Here is a 17,294-nt window from a genome sequence, read left to right as displayed (position 1 = left end):
GCGCATGGGAATCAAGATCATTGCCACCAACAAAAAGGCCTACCACGATTACTTTATCGAGGAGACCTATGAAGCCGGTTTAGTACTCACTGGCACCGAGGTTAAATCCCTGCGGCAGGGCAATGTCAATCTAAAGGAATCGTTCTGCCGCATCAAGGACGGCGAGTTGTTCATCAACAACATGAACATCAGTCCATACGAGCAGGGCAATCGGGAAAATCCTGATCCGACCCGGGTGCGTAAACTCCTGCTGCACCGGCATGAAATCGACCGGTTGACCCGCAAGACCGAGGAAAAAGGTCTGACCCTGATCGCCACGAAGATCTATTTCAAGGAGGGTCGTGTCAAACTGGAAATCGGTGTTGGCAAGGGCAAGAAACATTTCGACAAACGCGAAAGTCTCAAGCAGAAACAAGCCAGCCGAGAGATCGAAAAAATCCTTAAAGAAAATCGTAAAGGTTGACGATATAAATCATTGATGTAGAATACAAAAAACCAGCAACATTGCCGCAAGATTTGACTAACATCACATACGAGGGGGTGACCTGGTTTCGACGGGGATTGGAAGCGAAGGTAGCATGTCGGGGACGCCAGTTGGCCTCGTTAAAAAACTGGCACACATACAAACGCCGACTCTGACGTTTCGTACGCACTGGCAGCCTAAGGGCCGCCACGTCTCTGGTTGCCGCGCCTGCGGGCTTCCGGTAGACGTCATTTAGCAGGCTGGCTTTCGGGTTTGTCCATGGCGCGAAAGTAAGACCTTAATGGAATCGCCGGTTGCAAGAGCCTGTCTGTGGGGGCTGCTGCCAGCTAAATTCAAAACACAGACTACACATGTAGACGCCTTGCGTGAAAGATTTTCGGACGCGGGTTCGATTCCCGCCACCTCCACCATGATTTCAAATACTTAGCTAGTCTTAGCCCTGTGCAAACCCTGTGCAGGCGTGCAGCCCGCACAAAAGCAAAAGCCCCGTCTGTATGCGGGGCTTTTGCTTTTTCCTCTCTATTCCTTCCTGCTATTTCTTCGCCTTCTTCAACTCCACGACCCGCTCCCGCCGGCCGGCGACGATCCGGGCCGCTTCGAGCGCCGTTGAATCCTGGACCTGGCAATACCGATCAAACGCTTTGTTTGTTTCGTGGCCGCTGGCCTTGCGTGCCATGTCGGTTGAGTAGTTCCGGCTCAGCTCCGTGGTAGTGGTGTGCCGGGTGCCTCCGTACAGGTCGAGCCCCTTTATTCCCAGCGTCTGACATGCGCGGTGCCAGTATTTCCGAAAATACGCCGGGCCGAAGGGGGAGCCGGCGGCGCACCCCTGGAGGTTGCCGCTGTGCCGGAAGAACGGGGCTTCGCCGACGCCGGGGAACTGTGCCCTGAACTGGCGGACTCGTTCGACATGCTCCGGTATCAGGCGGATGGTTTTCATGTGGTTTTTGCGCTTGGTGGGGCGGCGAATGACCAGGACGCTGTTTTCCAGATCGAAATCCGCCTCCGTGACCCGGCGCAAGTCGTCGGGCCGCAGCGCGGTATAGGTGGCCAGCATCTCGACGCCGAAACCGATTTTAGGATTGATCGGGTCGGCCAGTTCGCAAATTTTATCGAGGATCTGGCTTTGCACCTCCCAGCTCGTGAAATTGCGGTATGCCAGCTCGTATTCGATCCGGGGGAAGGTCGGCACTTGGGCGAGGTTGATCACGTTGCGGCGCAGCAGGAATTGCCAGAAGTCGTGCAGGCTGGATTTGTAATTGTGGCGGGTTTTTTCGCTGATGCCCTGGAGCGAAAAAAGAAAGTCCTCGATGTCGGCGCCGTTGATTTCCTTGACGTTTTTCTGCTGAAAATAGTCTTGCGCCTTGCCGATGTAATTCCGGACCTCCTTGAACGACTTGAGCGACCGCTTGCGGTTGAGATATTGCTCGGTCAGGGTAGTAAAACTGAGCGGCTTGTCTTTCTGGTAGTCGCGCTGATCGAACGTGCCCTCGTCGGTTTTGTACCGAAGGCCGGTCAGAAACCGGGCCGCCTGTTCGTAACTGTTGAAATTCTTAAACACGGCGGGCGGGAAACGGACGATGAACTTTGAGGCCCGCAGCTCCGGGTGATCGGGGCAGAGCAGAGCGGCGCGTACCTCAATGTGTACGAATTTCGCCCCACAGATCGGGCACCGCTGCCGGGTTGTGATTGTCCCCTTCATGCAAAGGGACATACCAAGGGCCGTTTGCATTCGCAAGTCCGATTTTCTTTTATTTTTCGCCAGGTTGCGTTCCCGTTTGGGAATCAGTGCGCCCTGGTCGACCTCTGAACTCTCTGCTGCTCCTCCGCCGCCCACAGGTGCTCGTAGCTTACGACCGTCCTGTGGTGAAGGCCCGCCAGCTCGGCATAAATAGCCGGGGCTGGGGCCGTCAGGAACTCCGGGGGCAGGTCTCTCACCGTGATCGGATCGACGAACAGCGGCGCGAAACACTCCCCGTCTGTCGCCTCGACAATCATGGCGGCCGGCTGGCACCGCAGCACGCGCAGGGCAGCATTCAGCCCGGCCCGTGAGGCCGGGAACTTGCCGACCATCTGGTCACCATCACGAAACAACTTGATGTTCGCTTTCATTTTTTGCCCTCCAGGAGCCTGACCGCGGAATAAACGGCCAGGCAAAGCAGGATTCCGAATACCGCCAGCCCGGCCAGCGCCGCCCCGATGACAGCATCGTCGGAGGCATCCGCCGGCAGGGCTGAAACCAACAGATTGGCGAAGAACCGCGTCGGATTCATGGCTGGTCCTCCAGTTGACGAAAAATCGAAAGGGGGCTGCCCTTGGCGTGTGTGAGGTGCCAGCCGCCACAGACAGGGCAGAGGTAGGTGACCGTCCTGATTCCCTGGCGCCACAGCCCCCTGGCGCGCGCCTTGGCGTCTTGCTCGGTTCCGTATTTCTTCTTGCGGCGACATGTCCTCAGGTGTTTACGACGATTCGTCATGACTTCCTCCCTCGGGTTCCCATTTGGGAACCAACCTAAGCCCACCAGGCCAAGAGAGTCAATAATTATTTTGGGAAGTCATTTGGGAAAACTTTTGGGAATTTATCTTGACAGGGTAAAATGAGCCTGTGTAAAGTCGGCTTGCTGGATGATTAATTTTCCAATGGGGAGAGGGACGAAATGGAAATCCTGAGACGGAACGAGAAGCGCGAACTCCTGCAAAAAATAACCGTGGCCGTCGGCAAGTGCCTGGAGCGTTGGAACAGCGACAAGGGCTGGACGGATATTGAAATTTCCCGGCAAACCGGCGTCCCAACCAACCGCCTGGCTGAGTATAAAGGCTTCGCCCGACACGGCCGGGCCGTGTCGGAAAAACATCTGTTGGCGCTTATTGAGAAAGGGTTTGTGACTGTGGAGCAGCTGAGACAAGAAGCGGCAAAGGAGGGCGGCTTGAGTGAGCGTGAGGAAAGCTTTCTCGACGGCATCGCGGCGGTCGAAAGCGAATCCCTGCGGGCGAAGATCTTGCGGGCGCGTCGGGCCGGGATCGACGTTGAGAAACTTTTGGAGGACGCCATGAAGCGGGAGTAGTGTGTCCCACGCCCAAAGGTTCCCATTTGGGAACCTTTGGGGGACTATTTCAAAGGTGGCCAGAGAGCTGGCTGGAATAAACCTACAGCAAACCGTTTTAAAAAGATGTGACCAGGGTCACGGAAAGGGGATTTCAATGCTGAAAAAATTGATTGAACGGCGCGACGCCATCAACGCCACGCTGGCCGAAATCAACGCACAGGCGGCAGCGGTGCTTGAGCAGCTGACCGAGGTGGAGGAGTCGATCAAGATCGAGATTGCCGGACCGGTTGCCGAGGCCCGGCGGCTGGCGGCCAAGGACACCGGGACGGTTGACGTGCTGGTCCAGGGGGTCATGGTCAAGCACTGCGTTGACAAGCGGGTGGTGTGGGATCAGGAGAAACTGGCGGCACTCCGGGCGAGAATCGCCGAGTATGGCGACGAGCCGGACGCCTACATGAGAAGCAAGACGACGTATAGCGTTCCCGAAAAAGATTACAAATTCTTCCCCGAGCCGGTGCGAGCGATCTTTGCCGAGGCACGGGAGGTCAAGGCGGGGACGCCGAAGATCACCTTCGACTTGGAGTGGAGGGGATAGGCATGAAACGGATTGAGATGGAGATCGAGCTGCGCGACCCGGCAACGCTGGAACCGCACCCACTGAACGCGGAGATTTACGGCGACGGGGCCGACGCCGAGCTGGTGCAAAGCGTGAAGGAACAGGGCGTGATGGAGCCGCTGCTGGTGACGATGGACGGGGTGATCATTTCGGGTCACCGGCGCTGCCACGCGGCCAAGCTGGCGGGTCAGCAGGTGCCGGTGCTGGTGGTGGATTTTGGCACCCTGCGCGATGAGGAGGAAGCGGTGATTCACAACAACCGCCAGCGCGAGAAGACCACCGAGGTGCGGGCACGGGAGTTCGCCCGGTTGAAACAGATTGAGGCGGGGCGGGCGAAGGGACGGCAGGTTGAGAGCGCATTAAGGAACCAGCCGCAAAGTCTGAATGGGGCAAATTTGCCCTATTCAGAACCCGAAGGCAGAGCCCGCGACATTGCCGCCGAAAAGGTGGGGCTTAAACCGCGCACGGCGGAGAAGGCGGCGCAGGTGGTTGAGGTGATCGACACCCTGAAGGAGCGGGGGGAGGTGGAGCAGGCCGACGAGCTGCGGGCCAAGTTGAACAAGACCGTCAATGGAGCCTTCAAGGAGACGAAGGGCGTCAAGGCAGTGGAGGCGGCTGCGCGGCAGGGCAGGAAGGCCAGTCCGAAAGAAAAACACTTCCGGCTGATTTCCCCCGTCAGATATCAGTCGTTGCACAGAGACCTTTTTAATTTTTTGGCGGCGCAAGACCGGGACGGTTGGCCGGACATGCCGAAATACGCGGCGGTTGAGAGCATTGAAGAGATTTTAACTTTTCTCAACAGGTAATCACAGAGGAGGAGGAGATGTTCAAGAAAACCAGAAGAGAACTTGAGCTTATCGAGCCCTGCGACGCGGAAAGGCTGCGGCAGCACAACATTTTTGATGGGCAAAGAAATGTCCGGGAGAGCCATGTCAACATGCTGGCGGACGAGATCAGGCGCGGCACGTTCCTGACCGGCGATATTGGCCTCGCAAGGCTGGACGGGAGAATATATCTGGTGAACGGGCAGCACACAATTTTAGCGGTTGAGCGGTCGGGCATACCTATCGAGGCGGTCGTGTCCTGGTACCAGTGCGAAACAAAGGACGACGTTAGCGATCTGTTCCGCCGCTACGACAACAATCTTGTTCGAAGCCTGCGGGACGTTTCCATTGTGGAGGGGAAAGCCCTGGGCCTGGAGTGGAAGGAGCGGATTGTGCAGCTCGTCGTGACGGGCGCCGCCATGAAGCTGGGAATGTATCAAAACAGGGCAACGAAAAACCAGAAAGCGGAACTCCTGAAAAGGTTTGTCAAGCATGGGCAGTTCTTGGCCGAGGTTCTGGAGCCCTGGAGCAAATCTGCACACTTGAGGCGGGGCGCCGTCGTTCATGCCATTTTTGAAACGTTCGAGAAGGACGATTCTTTTGCCTATGTTTTCTGGGAAAACGTAAAAACGGGGGAGAAGCTGTATTGCGATGATCCCGAGTACCTCTTGAGGGAGTTTTTGATCACGAAGGGCACGAGCAGGCCAAGCGACAAAGAGGTGTTGTACCGCTGTCTTCTGGCCTGGAACAACGCCAGAAAGGGGATAAAAATCAAGATATTGAAGTATCACTCAAGTGCGGCAATACCGAAGGCAATCTAAAAAGGAGACACTCCCATGAGCTTCACCCTTGACGCAATCAAGCCGGCCAACGCCAACTGGCAGGCACAGAAGATCCTGGTCTATTCGGTCCAGGGTTTGGGTAAGACGACTTTCGGCGCGACGTTCGAGGCGCCGATCATCGCCCGCACGGAGGATGGTGCCGGCGCGCTTAACGTGCCGACATTCCCGCAACTGATCACCACGTTCGCCGACATGGAGGCGGTCATTACCGCGCTGCATGGCGAGCACCTGTTCAAAACCCTGGTCCTCGACTCGCTCGACTGGCTGGAACCGATTGTGTGGGTCAAGCAGATCGAGGCCATGCCGCACAGCGAAAAGGGCCGCGAGGTCAAGAACATCGAGGACTATGGCTTCGGCAAGGGCTACCACATGGCGCTCGACTGGTGGCGCTATCTGATGGGCGGGCTTGACTCCCTGCGGTTTCGCAAGGGCATGACCGTTGTGCTGGTGGCCCACTCCGAGGTCAAGCGCTACGACAGCCCGGAAACGGACCCCTTCGACCGCTACGGCATCAAGCTGCACCGAGGCGCGTTCGCCCTCTGGCAGGAGTGGGCGGACATGGTGCTGTTCTGCAACTACAAGACGCGCATCCACTCGGCCGACGTGGGCTTCAACAAGGAAATCAAGCGCGGCGAGGGATCGGGCGAGCGGGTGATCTACACCGAGGAGCGGCCCGCGTACCTGGCCAAAAACCGCTGGGGGCTGCCGCCGGAAATCTACATCGGCCAGGACAAGACCTGGGCGGCGTTCCACCGGGAGCTGAGCAAGGCCACCGGCGGGCGCTATGCGGTGCCGGAGTGCGTCAAAAACACGTCCACCACTTCCCAAAAGGGAGCCGAAAAGGAGAAGGATAAATGATCAATCTGGGCGAAGCACAAGAGCAGAAAGAGCACGGCGGCGCGGGGCAGATCCCGCCCAAAAGCCTGGTCAAGGTGCGGCTGGAGATCCGCAAGCCGAAAAAAGCCGACCCGCAAGACGCGGCGGTCACGATCTGCTCCAGCGGGCTTAAGGGGTTGGACTGCGAGTTCACGGTGGTGTCCGGCCGGTTCGAGGGCTCGCGGATTTGGGAGAATATTTTCCTGCCCCCGGCCATGCAGTCCATCCAGCTGACCAAGGGCCAGGAAGGCGTCTGCAACGGCGGATTTGCCCGGTGCCGGGCGATCATCGAGGCGGCGCGGGGCATCGATCCGGACGACCCGGCGGGCAACCGGAACATCAATAGCTGGTTCGATCTGCACGGGCTGGAGTTCCCCGCCAAGGTCGGGGTCGACAAGCCGAAGGCGGGCGACCAGTACGTCAACAACAACATTGCCAAGGTGCTGACGGTCAAGGACGAGGAGTTCAAAACCGTCATGGGCGGCGGCGAGGTCATCACCGACGAGCCGCTGCCCGAGATTCCGGCGGGGGCACCGGCCGGGGCGGGCAGCGTGGCCAGTGGCCCACCGGCGGGATGGGGGCAGCAGGCGCCGCCACCGGGCGACAGCGACGCACCGCCGGCGAAGCAGAAACAGAACGTGCCGGCCTGGGCGCAATAGCGGACAGCACCAACCTTTGCCCCGGCGGCTTCCTCCTTGGGCCGCTGGGGAATTTTTGAGGAGAGGGACCAATGAATAGCCACGCGGAACAGATTATTGACTGGCAGCGGCAGAACATCGAGGACAAGGATTCCGTCATCGCGGCGCTGAAGGATGGGCGCAAAGCCCTGCACGAGTTGGTCAACAAGCTGGCAGCGGAAAACGCCGAGCTGCGGCGGCGGCTGGCGGCCGTCCAGGTGGAGTGCGAGCGGGGGATCGAGGATTTTTTCAGGGGGAAGAAGGAGGAAGACACGGCCAACGAGGATGTTCGCGGGCAGGTTGCGCCGGTACAGCTGGATGTTTGCGAGTACATCGCGCGGATGGAGCGAGCCGGGCAATGAGGGCGACCCCTACCGGCAAGTTGGGCTGGAGCCTGCCCGATACCTATTGTCCCGAGATCCCCGGCCTTGAGGGAGAGCCAAATTTCTGGCTGGCCAGCTGCGAGGCCAAGCGGAGAAGCGGGCTGCATGAGTGCTGCAACGCCTGCGTCAAGTACCGCGACAAGCCGAAACAGCAGGCGCAGCCGAAACAGCAGGCGCAGCCGAAACAGCAGGGGGTGCTGAAACAGCAGGGGGTGCTGAAACGGCAGGGGCAATCGATGCGAATCAGGCGGCCGAAGGCCGGGACATGCGCACGGTTGATCATGGACATGGTCAAGGAACATCCCGACATGCGCTCGCGGGAGATTGCCGAGCAACTCGGCTGCTCCCAGCGCACGGCCTGCAATACCTTGAGCCTTATTCGGCAGGGGGTGCTGAAATGATCCTGCGGCCGTATCAGGGCCGGGCGGTGAAAAACTGCCTGGACGCCCTCAAAAAACACGGCAACACCCTGCTGGTATCCGCGACCGGATCGGGCAAGACGGTCATGCTCTCGGCCGTGGCGGGCGAGCGGCTGACGGGCGGCGGGCGGGTGCTGGTCCTGCAGCACCGCGACGAGCTGACCGGCCAGAATAGCCGGACGTTTCGCCAGGTTTGTCCGGATTTTCCCGTTTCCTACTACTGCGCCGATCAAAAGTCATGGCGGGGGCAGGCCACGTTCGGCATGGTGCAGACCCTGTGCCGGGACACGGCGCTGGATTCCATGCCCCGCCTGGATCTGCTGGTCATTGACGAGGCGCACCACGTCGCGGCCGACAGTTACCAGCGGATAATCGATCGGGCGCGGGCGCTGAATCCCGACCTTGCCGTTTTTGGCGTGACGGCGACGCCGGAGCGGTCGGACAGGCGGGGGCTGGCCGGGACGTTTGATAACGTGGCCGACGCGATCACGATAACCGAGCTTGTCCGGGCCGGGCATCTGGTCCCGCCGGTCGGCCGGGTGATTGACATCGGCACGCAGGACCAGCTGCGGCGGGTGAAAAGGTCGGCGGCCGACTACGACATGGCCGAGGTCGAGGCGATCCAGAACACCACGATTCACAACCGGCAGATTGTCGATTACTGGCTGGAGCACTCCAGCGACCGGCCGAGCGTGGCGTTTTGCTCAACGGTCAAGCACGCCGAGGACATGCGGGACGCGTTTCGCGTGGCGGGCGTGGCGGCCGAGGCGGTCCACGGCGAGCTTGGGACGAAAGAGCGCCGGGCGATTCTGGCGGCCTATGACCGGGGCGAAATCCCCATGCTGTGCAATCCGATGATTCTGACCGAGGGCTGGGACGCTCAAATTTGCTCGGCAATCCTGCTGCTGCGAACCAGCTCCCAAAAGTCCACCATGATCCAGATGGCGGGCCGGGGCCTGCGCAAGCTCGACCCCCGGCGGTATCCGGGGCGGGTGAAGCGCGATTGCCTGATTTTGGATTTCGGCATCTCCCTGCTGACCCACGGCGACCTGAACGTTGACGCGGTGCTCGGGAAAGCGAAAGACCCGGCCGAAAAGGGCGAGGCCAGGAAAAAGAGCTGCCCGGAGTGCAAGGCCGAGTTGCCGGTCCAGGTCAGGGAGTGTCCGCTGTGCGGGTACGAGTTCAAGGTCGAATTGACCGAGGGCGGTTTTTATAACGAGCTGGAGGAGTTGCGGCTGATCGAGATTGACCTGCTCAACAACTCGCCGTTCCGCTGGATTTCGCTGTTCGACTCCGACCGGGTGCTGGTGGCGACGGGGTTCGATAGCTGGGCGGCGGTCACTTCTGTTGACGGTGAGAACTGGTTCGCCATCGGCGGCCAGGGGCGCGAGGCGCAGTTGCTGACCATTGCCAACCGGGTGGGCGCGGTGGCATCGGCGGATGACTTCATGCGGGCCAACGAAACGAGCCGCAGCGCGAAGAAGGCGGCGGGCTGGATGGGCCACCCGGCGAGCCAGAAACAGGAGCAGACGCTGGGGCGGTTTGGCTACGCGGGTGGCCATTATTCCAAGATCGAGGCGGCGGCGCACCTGACGTTCAACTTCAACCGGCAGACAATCGAGCGGGTCATGGGGGTGGCGGCATGACCGGCCTGAAAGCCCTGGCCGCCACGGCGGGCGTGGGGGTGCTGTGAACCGACAAATCGTTCAAGCCACCTTGAGCTTGCAGCCCAGCGCTTCCGTCACCTTGACAATGGTGTCAAAGCGCGGATTACCACCCTCGGCCAGCGATTTGTACAGGCTGGCGCGGGTGACACCGGCTTTTTTCGCCACCTCTGTCATGCCCATGGCGCGGGCGGCTGTATTCAGAGCGTGGATAAACACGTCCGGGGAGCCGTCCTCCGCCGCGGCTTTGAGAAACTCGCGGATATCTTCCTCGGTCTCCAGGTGTTCGGCAATGTCGAAGGGTCGTGTTTCAAGGGCCATCATTGCAGTCCTCCATCTGGTTCAAAAGCTGCTGTGCCAGAGCAATATCTTTTTTCTGCGTCGATTTATCGCCACCGGCCAGCAGAAAAATGATTTCGCGCCCACGCACCGTGTAATACACGCGAAACCCAGGGCCGAAAAACAGCCGCAGTTCAAAAAGACCGTCACCGATTTGTTTGTGGTCGCCGAACGACCCAACGGTCATGGCGTCGATCCGCTGGGCGATTCTTGCGCGGCACTGCCGGTCTTTTATGCCGGAAAACCATTTATCAAATTGTCTGGTGCTGCGCAGGAGATAATTCATGCCGCTAGCGTATCTCAGAGGATACAGATTGCAAGCAAAAAAGGAAGGTCAGGAAGCCGTGATCGATCTGCCAAGTCTCGCTGAAAAGCTCATGGCGCGCCGGTTGATGGACAAATCGTTCTTCAGCATGACGCATGAGGAGGTCATCTACCTGTGTGAGGCGGTGCTGTCGTGCCCGTCGGACGCGGTGCCGGTGGATGGCTGGCAGCCGCCACGGATTGAGAGGGGAGAACTGATCTTTCCGGCAGACTGTCATCCGCAATATCGCTGGTGGACGCCTGGGGGCCGGTCACTGCGGCAGACGCTGGCCGAGTTGGGAGCGCCGGAGGAGATTGTGGCGCGATATGTTCCCGACCGGCGCGGGTTGGGGGCACGGCCGAAGGGAGGAGCCCGTGATTGACCTGACATCCAAAAAAATGCTTTCAGGCCGCCTGAACCCGATCATCGATGCGGCGCTGGAGGCCGAACGCGACCAGCAGGAGGCCCGGCGCTACCTGGGTGGCTCCCGCCTGGGCGTGGAGTGCGAGCGGCAGCTGCAGTATGAAGTTTTCGCCACGCCGAAGGATCCGGAGAAGGATTTTCCAGGCCGGATCCTGCGGGTTTTTGAGCGGGGGCACTGGGCCGAGGCGGCGGTGGTGCGGTGGCTGCAACTGGCGGGGGTGACGATCCTGATCGAGGACGAGGGCGGCGGGCAGTTCGGTTTTTCAGACTTCGACGGGCTGTTCCAGGGCCATTGCGACGGGATACTGACCGGCGGGCCGGAGTCGTTTGGGCCGTTCCCCCGCTTGTGGGAGAACAAGTGCATCAAGGCCGATGACTGGCGGGCGCTCTCTTCCCACGGGCTGCGCAAGGAGAAGCCCGTTTATTGGGCACAGTGCCAGGTTTACATGGATCGGTTCGGCCTGACTGAAAACCCGGCGCTATTTTCGGCGGTCAATGCGGATACGATGGAAATTTACTGGGAGGCGGTGCCCCACAACCCGCAGGCGGTGGCCGCGCTGGACGCCAAGGCGGGGCGGATCCTCCAGGCGTGCCTGGCGGGGGAGCAGCTGCCGAGGCTGAGCCAAGACCCCAACTTTTATCAATGCAAGTGGTGCTCGTGGCGGAAACGATGCCACGGGCTGGCCTGATTTTTTTTGGCCCCAGAATTCCCAAATGGGAAAAAGGAAGGGCAAGACATGGACAACGCTGTCAGGAAAATTCTGAACCAGTACCAAAAAGACGCGGCGCGGACGCTGAACCGGGACACCGAGAATCCGCTGAACAATTACCTGCTCGGCATCATGGGCGAGGTGGGCGAGGTGATCGACGTCATCAAAAAGCACCTCTACCACGGCCACGACCTGGCCAAGCTGCCGGAGGAGGTGGGGGATTGCTGCTGGTATCTGGCGGCGATCTGCACGACGGCCGAGTGTGGCGATTTGGGCGGTTGCTGGCGGCTGTCGTCCTGCCGGCAGCGGGACCTGGAGGCGCTGGCCCTGGACGCCTGGACGGGGGTCAACAATATCCGGCTCTGCTTCCATTGCGTCCTACCTGGCCCAGCCGGCCGGGGCGATACGCTACGGACGGCCGTCGGCTACCTGCTGCGGGTTCTGTCCGCCATGTGCGAGGCGGCAGGGGGCGATTTTTTGCGGGTGCTGGACGCCAACGTCGAGAAGCTGTGGCGGCGGTATCCGGAGGCGTTCAGCGCCGCGGCGAGTCGGGGAAGGGCCACCAGCGGCGATCCATCAGCCTCGCTCTGACGCCACATTCCCAGGACGGGACACCCTATGATTGACCTTTCAGTGGCGTCACAACAGCGCAGGGAATACTACCGGCCGCCGGCCGTTCCCGATGATCCGGTCGAGGCCTTCCGGGGCGCGATGGCGGAGTATGGCCTTGCCCCCGACAGCATCGACCCCAGCGGCCGGCTGGTCCGGTTTGACATCGACAAACGGGGCGACAAGGCCGGCTGGTACGTTTTTTTTCTTGGTGAGGTGTCGGCCGGCGCGTTCGGCAGCTGGAAATCCGGTGACAAGCAAAACTGGTGTCAGTTTGGGCCCGGCGAGCTGACCGACGCGCAGGCGGAGGAATACCGGCGCACGGTGGAGCGGGCCAAAAAGCAGCGGGAGGAGGAAGAGGCCCGGCTGCAGGCCGAGGCCAGGGTCAAGGCGGGCGAGATCTGGGACCGGGCGGAGCCGGCCGCGCCGGATCATCCCTATCTGGTTAAAAAGGGCGTGGCGTGTCGCGATCTGAAAACGGGCCGGGGTGACTTGATAGCGCCCCTGCGCGACGCCGACGGAGCGATTCACAACGTCCAGTTCATCAAGCCGGGCGGGGAGAAGAAGTTTCTGTTCGGCGGCCGTGTCGAGGGGCTGTCGTTCACCATTCCGGGCGACGGGCGGGTCATGCTCTGCGAGGGCGTGGCGACGGGAGCGAGCATTCACGCGGCCACGGGGGCAACGGTGATTTGCGCGTTCAACGCCGGGAATCTGCCGCCCGTGGCGCGATCGTTCCGGGAGCGCTGCCCCACTACCCCTTTGACCATTTGCGCGGACAACGACCGATTCACGGCGGGAAACCCCGGGATCACCAAGGCGGGCGAGGCAGCCAAGGCCACGGGGGCAACGCTGGTGTTCCCTTGTTTCGACGGCATTCCGGGCGGCGACGACCAGGCCCTGAAATGGTCGGACTTCAATGATCTGGCGGCGGTGGCCGGTAACGATACCGTTGCGCTGCAGATTAAAAATCCGGGTGAGCGGGGGCGGCTGCCGCCGTTGTCCCCGGCCGGTTCGCAAGTTGGAAACCGCTTGAAGTTTAGGCCAAAACCCCTCGAATTTATTTTTAAATTCAACGACCAGGGCTTGATCCCGCGCGGCGTGATCGGGGTGCTTACGGCCACGGGCGGGACCGGCAAAACCTTCTTCCTGCTGTCGCTGGCGATGGCGGGGGCCGCGGGCGGCAACTTCGGGCCGATCCGGGCGCCGTCGCCCGTCAAGACCCTGGTCATCGTCGGCGAGGACACGCAGGACGAGCTGGACCGGCGGTTGTGGGATATCGGCCACGGCCAGTTTCCCGAGCAGCTGCACGCGGCCTCCGTTTATGGCGAGCTGGGGCCGCTGATGCGACTGGACGGATCGTTGCCGGTTTTGGCCGACACCTATTTCTGGCTGGAGCAGACCATCAAGAATCATCCGGGGCTGGAACTGCTGATCATCGACCCGAAATCCCGCTTCTACGGCCTGGACGAAAACAACAGCGAACATGCGACGCAATGGATCCAGGCGCTTGAGGGCCTGGCGAAGCGTCATGGCCTGACCATCCTTTTCAGTCACCACACCAGCAAGGACAGTGCCGGGAAGATCAGCCAGAACATGAGTCGGGGCAGTTCCGCCATTGTGGACGGGTGTCGCTGGCAGGGCGGGCTGGTGCGCATGGACGACAAAATGGCGGCCAGGCTGGGCGTTGAGCGGGCACGCGAGTATGTCCTGTTCGACGCGCCAAAGTCCAACTACGCGGCCGATCTGCCGGGGGTGATCTGCTTCCGCCGGGGCGAGGGTGGCGTGCTGGAATACACCGAGCCGGGCAGGGAACACAAAGAAAAGATGGCGGCGGCCCTGATCGAGAAGATCACGCTGGACCCCCGGCAATATACCCGGCTGGACCTGGTCAAGGGCGGCGCGGGAGACGGGATTGCCAGGGAAATGAAAGACAAGTTTCCCGGTTTCCGGCGGGCGGTCGACATGGAGTGGATGATTGAAAAACTGATCAATGAGAAAAGATTATATGAAGTCGAGGCGAGCGATTCCGCCATTGGGCGACCGAGAATCGTCCTGGTGGCAATACCTTTTTAGGGTGGCCGAAGCCTCGACAAAACACCACCAACAACGGAAAGGAAAGCAGCCATGAGTAAGGTTTTAGTGTTCTGGAACCAGGAGAAAATGGAAGCGTTCGCGGCGGAAAACGAGGTGCCGAAGGGCGTTTCCCTGGATTGCTTCGGCGAGAACAAGCAGCTGACGCGGATTGCCGAGCACCGCGAGGAGTACCCGAATTTCATCTTTTTCGATGGGTTTGAAAAAGGCTGCCGGAATATCTTTTTCGGCATGTCGGAAGATTGGCGGGAAGGCTACGCCAACGACGGCGACGGCCATTATATCGGCGTCGTCCAGAGCGAGGAGGCGATATCGGTACTGAGGACGCTTCGGGCCGAGGCGGCGATGTCATACGTCTATGATCCCTACATCCCGCGGCGGATCTGGCAGGCGCCGAGCTTTTCCCCGATCAACGTCAGCAGCCTTTTGCAAATGGACAGGGAGTCGCCGGAGCCGATCATCGACGGGCTGCTGGGCCGGGGTGAGTCCCTGCTGATTTCCGGCCCGGCCGGTATCGGCAAGAGCCTGCTGGTCAACTATCTGGCGCACGTTCTGGCGAGCGGCGGCCCGCTGTGGGGCTACAGGGTGCCGCGCCCCGCCGTCTCGCTTATCGTTCAGGCGGAGGTCGATGGTTTCGCGCAACGGGACCGGCTGGGCCGACTCCTGACGGACAACCCGGAGCTGGCGAACGACCGTGTTTTTATGCTGGGTGCGCCGTATGACGATGCCAAATGCCGGGTGGTTGGGAAGCTGGACGATCCAGCGTTCCATGCGGAGATCGTGAGGGCCATTCGGTGGTCCGGCGCCGACGTTCTGTTCATCGACCCTTTGATCTCGTTCAATCCCGTCAACGAAAACGACAACACGCAGATGCGGCGCGTCCTGGACGCGTTCATGGCGGCGCTGGCCGATACCGGCGTGACCGTGGTTGTTACCCACCACACCACGAAGGGCAGTGGGAAAACCCGAGGTGCGGGAGCGATTCGGGACTGGGCGGCGAACGCTCTTGAACTGGAGTTGGACCGCGTTGAGGACGGCGAGGCCCGGATCAGGGTTATCCACGACAAGGCCCGCAACTTCGAGCAGGCGGATCCCTTCTATATCACCAGGACGATGGGTCTATCGTTCGAGCTGACTGAGCACAAGGCCGCCAGGGTCGAGGATGAACGGCTGCAATGCGTGGTCGATGTTCTGACGCAGGCCGGTGGACGGATCGAGGGGCAGAGGACGTTCGGTTTGATGGTGGCGGAAGAGGGCGGAATCCAGCAGCGCGCGGCAATTGGCAGGATTCTCGACGCCCGCGATTGCGGCCTGATCGTTGAAATCGAGGGTGGGGCACGCGGCTCGAAAACATACGTTTTCCCCCGAAATCGTCTGTGCAGTTGACTGTGCAGTTTGACGACTGTGCACTGCACACTGCACAGACGAACCTTTTAAAAACAACAACTTAGACTGTGCACTGCACAGTCGCTGCACAGTCAACTGCACAGACAAAAGTAGCGCAAAAACAAATACTTAGACTGTGCAGTCTGTGCACTCTCCCTTAAGGGAGAGAGAGTCCCTTGAAAGGGTCTCTCTCCTCCCTGGGAGTGGGAGACCCGAAAGACGGGAGGAGAAAAATGAAAAACCAAACACCCCTGGAGTCATGGGAGCAGGAGCAATTTTTCCGGTGGGTCATCTCGAACCAGATCCGGATCCCCGAGCTGCAGCTGGCCAACGGCTCGATGAACGGCATTCGCGTATCGCCGAGTCTGCGGGCAAGGCTGAAGGGGCAAGGGCTGCGGCCTGGCGTTCCCGACATCGACCTGCCTGTCCGGCGTGGTGAGTGCTGCGGGCTGCGGATCGAGATGAAGCGGAAGGCGGGCGGAACGGTGTCGGCCGAGCAGAAGCGGTTCCACGAACTACTGCGGTCGCAGGGCTACCGGGTGGAGGTCTGCCGGGGCTGGCGTGAGGCGGTAGCGGTGGTCAGGGATTACCTCGGGGTTTGATTCTTGGCCCGGAAGCCGGGCGAGGCGAAGGAGGATGCAATGGCGCTGACGCAGCATCAGAAGGACGTGTTCGGACTGGCGGTGGAGGCCCTGGAGTGCAATGGCTGCAAGGCGATGGATCACGCGGCGGCCACCCGGGTGCAGTCGTCGAGCCTGCCGGGCCAGCGGCCGATCATCGAGTGGGCGGTGGATTACCTGGCCTGCCTGCCGGCGATTGACTGTCTGCGGAAGCTGGTCATCCGGGCGCACCTGGCGCCAGAGGGGCAATGGACGTGCCTGGAGATTCGCCAGTGTGGCGGGGCGATGCGGGGGTTCTATTCCCGGCTGTCCGCTCGCCAGCTGCTGGCCGAGGGAGACCGATATCTGGAGCGGCCGTAAAAAAAATGACAGTGTGAAAAAAACCTGTTTTCATGCAGAGGGTTTTTGTGATACAAAAATGTCATCGTGGAATTCGTGTGAGCAGCACGAAAAAACTAAAAAACAACATCAAAACGCCCGGCGGCTTCCCGTCGGGCGTTCGTATTTTGGGGCCAGGATGCCAACCTCACCGGCGAGACCATGCAGGCGTTGCAGGCGCCCAACGCGCAATGCCGGCGGGTACTGTGACCGGTGCGAGCCGAGGAGGAAGCAGGCGGCGAACGAGCAGGACCGGCGACGGGGATCGGCGGCGGCGCGTGGCTACGGCCACCGGTGGCGCAAGCTGAGGGCCGCGTTCCTGGCCGAGCATCCGCTGTGCGCCGAGTGCCAACGGCGAGGCCGGGTGACGGTGGCGACGGACGTCGACCACATCGAGCCGCACAAGGGCGATAAGGGAAAATTCTGGGCCCTGGGCAACCTTCAGGCGTTGTGCCATCGGTGCCACTCGGCCAAGACGGCCCGCGAGGACGGCGGCTTCGGCAATGGGTAGGCTTACCCCCGCCTCTCGCAAGAAAAACGCGACACGGGGCAACCTGGCGCGCCTGGTGGGCAAGTACGGGGGTAGGGCGGTCAAAATCGCTGTGA

Annotated in this window: 24 protein-coding genes and 1 other RNA gene; 19 read left to right on the top strand and 6 right to left on the bottom strand. The window is 60.8% G+C overall.

Annotated features, from left to right (window positions below; genetic code table 11):
* Positions 1-4: 4 nt before the first annotated feature.
* Together smpB and ssrA are read left to right on the top strand one after the other, a co-directional pair.
* Positions 5-463, top strand: coding sequence for an SsrA-binding protein SmpB (gene smpB / locus BLR80_RS06565; RefSeq protein ID WP_092077603.1), 459 nt, complete (start codon positions 5-7; stop codon positions 461-463).
* Between the two features lie 73 nt (positions 464-536).
* Positions 537-894: a transfer-messenger RNA gene (gene ssrA, locus BLR80_RS06560) on the top strand.
* A 122-nt stretch (positions 895-1,016) separates the two neighbouring features.
* Here the strand turns inward: ssrA and BLR80_RS06555 are convergent.
* The 4 genes from BLR80_RS06555 to BLR80_RS06545 all read right to left on the bottom strand — a co-directional run bounded on the left by BLR80_RS06555 (position 1,017) and on the right by BLR80_RS06545 (position 2,957).
* Positions 1,017-2,183 (bottom strand): tyrosine-type recombinase/integrase, encoded by a 1,167-nt coding sequence (locus BLR80_RS06555; RefSeq protein WP_171906348.1) that lies wholly within the window; start codon positions 2,181-2,183, stop codon positions 1,017-1,019.
* Positions 2,184-2,266: 83 nt separating this feature from the next.
* Positions 2,267-2,593 carry a hypothetical protein gene (locus BLR80_RS06550; RefSeq protein ID WP_092077597.1) on the bottom strand — a complete coding sequence of 109 codons (327 nt, stop codon included), beginning with the start codon at positions 2,591-2,593 and terminating at the stop codon, positions 2,267-2,269.
* Positions 2,590-2,754, bottom strand: coding sequence for a hypothetical protein (locus tag BLR80_RS12910; protein WP_171906347.1), 165 nt, complete (start codon positions 2,752-2,754; stop codon positions 2,590-2,592). The genes BLR80_RS06550 and BLR80_RS12910 overlap by 4 nt, the downstream gene beginning before the upstream one ends.
* Positions 2,751-2,957, bottom strand: a complete 207-nt coding sequence (locus BLR80_RS06545; protein WP_092077594.1) for a hypothetical protein — start codon at positions 2,955-2,957, stop codon at positions 2,751-2,753. Before BLR80_RS06545 ends, BLR80_RS12910 begins: the two co-directional genes overlap by 4 nt.
* A gap of 180 nt (positions 2,958-3,137) precedes the next feature.
* Here BLR80_RS06545 and BLR80_RS06540 point away from each other — a divergent pair, with 180 nt between their 5' ends.
* The 9 genes from BLR80_RS06540 to BLR80_RS06500 all read left to right on the top strand — a co-directional run bounded on the left by BLR80_RS06540 (position 3,138) and on the right by BLR80_RS06500 (position 9,810).
* Positions 3,138-3,545 (top strand): hypothetical protein, encoded by a 408-nt coding sequence (locus BLR80_RS06540; protein WP_092077591.1) that lies wholly within the window; start codon positions 3,138-3,140, stop codon positions 3,543-3,545.
* A gap of 136 nt (positions 3,546-3,681) precedes the next feature.
* Positions 3,682-4,122: a hypothetical protein gene (locus BLR80_RS06535; protein ID WP_092077589.1), complete on the top strand. Its 441-nt coding sequence runs from the start codon at positions 3,682-3,684 to the stop codon at positions 4,120-4,122.
* A gap of 2 nt (positions 4,123-4,124) precedes the next feature.
* Positions 4,125-4,949: a ParB/RepB/Spo0J family partition protein gene (locus BLR80_RS06530; protein ID WP_092077586.1), complete on the top strand. Its 825-nt coding sequence runs from the start codon at positions 4,125-4,127 to the stop codon at positions 4,947-4,949.
* A 17-nt stretch (positions 4,950-4,966) separates the two neighbouring features.
* On the top strand, positions 4,967-5,788 hold the full coding sequence (locus BLR80_RS06525; RefSeq protein WP_092077584.1) for a hypothetical protein: 822 nt from the start codon (positions 4,967-4,969) through the stop codon (positions 5,786-5,788).
* Between the two features lie 15 nt (positions 5,789-5,803).
* Positions 5,804-6,667 (top strand): ATP-binding protein, encoded by an 864-nt coding sequence (locus BLR80_RS06520; RefSeq protein ID WP_092077581.1) that lies wholly within the window; start codon positions 5,804-5,806, stop codon positions 6,665-6,667.
* On the top strand, positions 6,664-7,344 hold the full coding sequence (locus BLR80_RS06515) for a hypothetical protein (RefSeq protein WP_092077578.1): 681 nt from the start codon (positions 6,664-6,666) through the stop codon (positions 7,342-7,344). Before BLR80_RS06520 ends, BLR80_RS06515 begins: the two co-directional genes overlap by 4 nt.
* A 71-nt stretch (positions 7,345-7,415) precedes the next feature.
* The gene (locus BLR80_RS06510; protein ID WP_092077575.1) at positions 7,416-7,724 is read left to right on the top strand and encodes a hypothetical protein; all 309 of its coding nucleotides are present in this window, start codon (positions 7,416-7,418) and stop codon (positions 7,722-7,724) included.
* Positions 7,721-8,146, top strand: a complete 426-nt coding sequence (locus tag BLR80_RS06505; RefSeq protein ID WP_092077572.1) for a hypothetical protein — start codon at positions 7,721-7,723, stop codon at positions 8,144-8,146. Before BLR80_RS06510 ends, BLR80_RS06505 begins: the two co-directional genes overlap by 4 nt.
* Positions 8,143-9,810, top strand: a complete 1,668-nt coding sequence (locus BLR80_RS06500; RefSeq protein WP_092077570.1) for a DEAD/DEAH box helicase — start codon at positions 8,143-8,145, stop codon at positions 9,808-9,810. Before BLR80_RS06505 ends, BLR80_RS06500 begins: the two co-directional genes overlap by 4 nt.
* 60 nt (positions 9,811-9,870) lie before the next feature.
* On the opposite strand, the gene BLR80_RS06495 is transcribed toward BLR80_RS06500, so the two are convergent.
* Both BLR80_RS06495 and BLR80_RS06490 read right to left on the bottom strand, forming a co-directional pair.
* Positions 9,871-10,149 carry an addiction module antidote protein gene (locus BLR80_RS06495; protein WP_092077798.1) on the bottom strand — a complete coding sequence of 93 codons (279 nt, stop codon included), beginning with the start codon at positions 10,147-10,149 and terminating at the stop codon, positions 9,871-9,873.
* Positions 10,139-10,453 (bottom strand): type II toxin-antitoxin system RelE/ParE family toxin, encoded by a 315-nt coding sequence (locus BLR80_RS06490; protein ID WP_092077567.1) that lies wholly within the window; start codon positions 10,451-10,453, stop codon positions 10,139-10,141. Before BLR80_RS06490 ends, BLR80_RS06495 begins: the two co-directional genes overlap by 11 nt.
* A gap of 58 nt (positions 10,454-10,511) precedes the next feature.
* Between BLR80_RS06490 and BLR80_RS06485 the strand changes: the two genes are divergently transcribed.
* From BLR80_RS06485 to BLR80_RS13370, 8 genes are all read left to right on the top strand, one after another.
* Positions 10,512-10,853, top strand: a complete 342-nt coding sequence (locus tag BLR80_RS06485) for a hypothetical protein (RefSeq protein WP_143012092.1) — start codon at positions 10,512-10,514, stop codon at positions 10,851-10,853.
* Positions 10,846-11,583 (top strand): hypothetical protein, encoded by a 738-nt coding sequence (locus BLR80_RS06480; protein WP_092077561.1) that lies wholly within the window; start codon positions 10,846-10,848, stop codon positions 11,581-11,583. Before BLR80_RS06485 ends, BLR80_RS06480 begins: the two co-directional genes overlap by 8 nt.
* A gap of 48 nt (positions 11,584-11,631) precedes the next feature.
* A complete protein-coding gene (locus tag BLR80_RS06475) occupies positions 11,632-12,195 on the top strand; it encodes a nucleoside triphosphate pyrophosphohydrolase family protein (protein ID WP_092077557.1) in 564 nt (187 codons plus the stop codon).
* 27 nt (positions 12,196-12,222) lie between these two features.
* The gene (locus BLR80_RS06470) at positions 12,223-14,286 is read left to right on the top strand and encodes an AAA family ATPase (protein WP_092077554.1); all 2,064 of its coding nucleotides are present in this window, start codon (positions 12,223-12,225) and stop codon (positions 14,284-14,286) included.
* 51 nt (positions 14,287-14,337) lie between these two features.
* Positions 14,338-15,690 (top strand): AAA family ATPase, encoded by a 1,353-nt coding sequence (locus BLR80_RS06465; protein ID WP_092077551.1) that lies wholly within the window; start codon positions 14,338-14,340, stop codon positions 15,688-15,690.
* Positions 15,691-15,923: 233 nt separating this feature from the next.
* On the top strand, positions 15,924-16,292 hold the full coding sequence (locus tag BLR80_RS06460; RefSeq protein ID WP_092077548.1) for a VRR-NUC domain-containing protein: 369 nt from the start codon (positions 15,924-15,926) through the stop codon (positions 16,290-16,292).
* Positions 16,293-16,331: 39 nt separating this feature from the next.
* The gene (locus BLR80_RS06455; RefSeq protein ID WP_092077545.1) at positions 16,332-16,670 is read left to right on the top strand and encodes a hypothetical protein; all 339 of its coding nucleotides are present in this window, start codon (positions 16,332-16,334) and stop codon (positions 16,668-16,670) included.
* A gap of 58 nt (positions 16,671-16,728) precedes the next feature.
* Positions 16,729-17,199: an HNH endonuclease gene (locus BLR80_RS13370; protein WP_342743345.1), complete on the top strand. Its 471-nt coding sequence runs from the start codon at positions 16,729-16,731 to the stop codon at positions 17,197-17,199.
* The last annotated feature ends 95 nt before the right edge of the window (positions 17,200-17,294 follow it).

The sequence above is a fragment of the Desulfuromonas thiophila genome, assembly GCF_900101955.1.
Lineage (GTDB): Bacteria > Desulfobacterota > Desulfuromonadia > Desulfuromonadales > Desulfuromonadaceae > Pseudodesulfuromonas > Pseudodesulfuromonas thiophila.
Note: the sequence above shows the minus strand (reverse complement) of the source record. Positions and strands in the feature narration are given on the sequence as shown.

What these genes read in the sequence shown, in the direction of transcription:
- BLR80_RS06550 (WP_092077597.1), bottom strand. Translation starts at nt 2,593, where the DNA reads ATGAAAGCGAACATCAAGTTGTTTCGTGATGGTGACCAGATGGTCGGC.
- smpB (WP_092077603.1), top strand. Translation starts at nt 5, where the DNA reads ATGGGAATCAAGATCATTGCCACCAACAAAAAGGCCTACCACGATTAC.
- BLR80_RS06525 (WP_092077584.1), top strand. Translation starts at nt 4,967, where the DNA reads ATGTTCAAGAAAACCAGAAGAGAACTTGAGCTTATCGAGCCCTGCGAC.
- BLR80_RS06530 (WP_092077586.1), top strand. Translation starts at nt 4,125, where the DNA reads ATGAAACGGATTGAGATGGAGATCGAGCTGCGCGACCCGGCAACGCTG.
- BLR80_RS06535 (WP_092077589.1), top strand. Translation starts at nt 3,682, where the DNA reads ATGCTGAAAAAATTGATTGAACGGCGCGACGCCATCAACGCCACGCTG.
- BLR80_RS06455 (WP_092077545.1), top strand. Translation starts at nt 16,332, where the DNA reads ATGGCGCTGACGCAGCATCAGAAGGACGTGTTCGGACTGGCGGTGGAG.
- BLR80_RS06465 (WP_092077551.1), top strand. Translation starts at nt 14,338, where the DNA reads ATGAGTAAGGTTTTAGTGTTCTGGAACCAGGAGAAAATGGAAGCGTTC.
- BLR80_RS06475 (WP_092077557.1), top strand. Translation starts at nt 11,632, where the DNA reads ATGGACAACGCTGTCAGGAAAATTCTGAACCAGTACCAAAAAGACGCG.
- BLR80_RS13370 (WP_342743345.1), top strand. Translation starts at nt 16,729, where the DNA reads ATGTCATCGTGGAATTCGTGTGAGCAGCACGAAAAAACTAAAAAACAA.
- BLR80_RS06490 (WP_092077567.1), bottom strand. Translation starts at nt 10,453, where the DNA reads ATGAATTATCTCCTGCGCAGCACCAGACAATTTGATAAATGGTTTTCC.
- BLR80_RS06540 (WP_092077591.1), top strand. Translation starts at nt 3,138, where the DNA reads ATGGAAATCCTGAGACGGAACGAGAAGCGCGAACTCCTGCAAAAAATA.
- BLR80_RS06510 (WP_092077575.1), top strand. Translation starts at nt 7,416, where the DNA reads ATGAATAGCCACGCGGAACAGATTATTGACTGGCAGCGGCAGAACATC.
- BLR80_RS06520 (WP_092077581.1), top strand. Translation starts at nt 5,804, where the DNA reads ATGAGCTTCACCCTTGACGCAATCAAGCCGGCCAACGCCAACTGGCAG.
- BLR80_RS06555 (WP_171906348.1), bottom strand. Translation starts at nt 2,183, where the DNA reads ATGAAGGGGACAATCACAACCCGGCAGCGGTGCCCGATCTGTGGGGCG.
- BLR80_RS12910 (WP_171906347.1), bottom strand. Translation starts at nt 2,754, where the DNA reads ATGAATCCGACGCGGTTCTTCGCCAATCTGTTGGTTTCAGCCCTGCCG.
- BLR80_RS06500 (WP_092077570.1), top strand. Translation starts at nt 8,143, where the DNA reads ATGATCCTGCGGCCGTATCAGGGCCGGGCGGTGAAAAACTGCCTGGAC.
- BLR80_RS06545 (WP_092077594.1), bottom strand. Translation starts at nt 2,957, where the DNA reads ATGACGAATCGTCGTAAACACCTGAGGACATGTCGCCGCAAGAAGAAA.
- BLR80_RS06460 (WP_092077548.1), top strand. Translation starts at nt 15,924, where the DNA reads ATGAAAAACCAAACACCCCTGGAGTCATGGGAGCAGGAGCAATTTTTC.
- BLR80_RS06470 (WP_092077554.1), top strand. Translation starts at nt 12,223, where the DNA reads ATGATTGACCTTTCAGTGGCGTCACAACAGCGCAGGGAATACTACCGG.
- BLR80_RS06495 (WP_092077798.1), bottom strand. Translation starts at nt 10,149, where the DNA reads ATGGCCCTTGAAACACGACCCTTCGACATTGCCGAACACCTGGAGACC.
- BLR80_RS06505 (WP_092077572.1), top strand. Translation starts at nt 7,721, where the DNA reads ATGAGGGCGACCCCTACCGGCAAGTTGGGCTGGAGCCTGCCCGATACC.
- BLR80_RS06515 (WP_092077578.1), top strand. Translation starts at nt 6,664, where the DNA reads ATGATCAATCTGGGCGAAGCACAAGAGCAGAAAGAGCACGGCGGCGCG.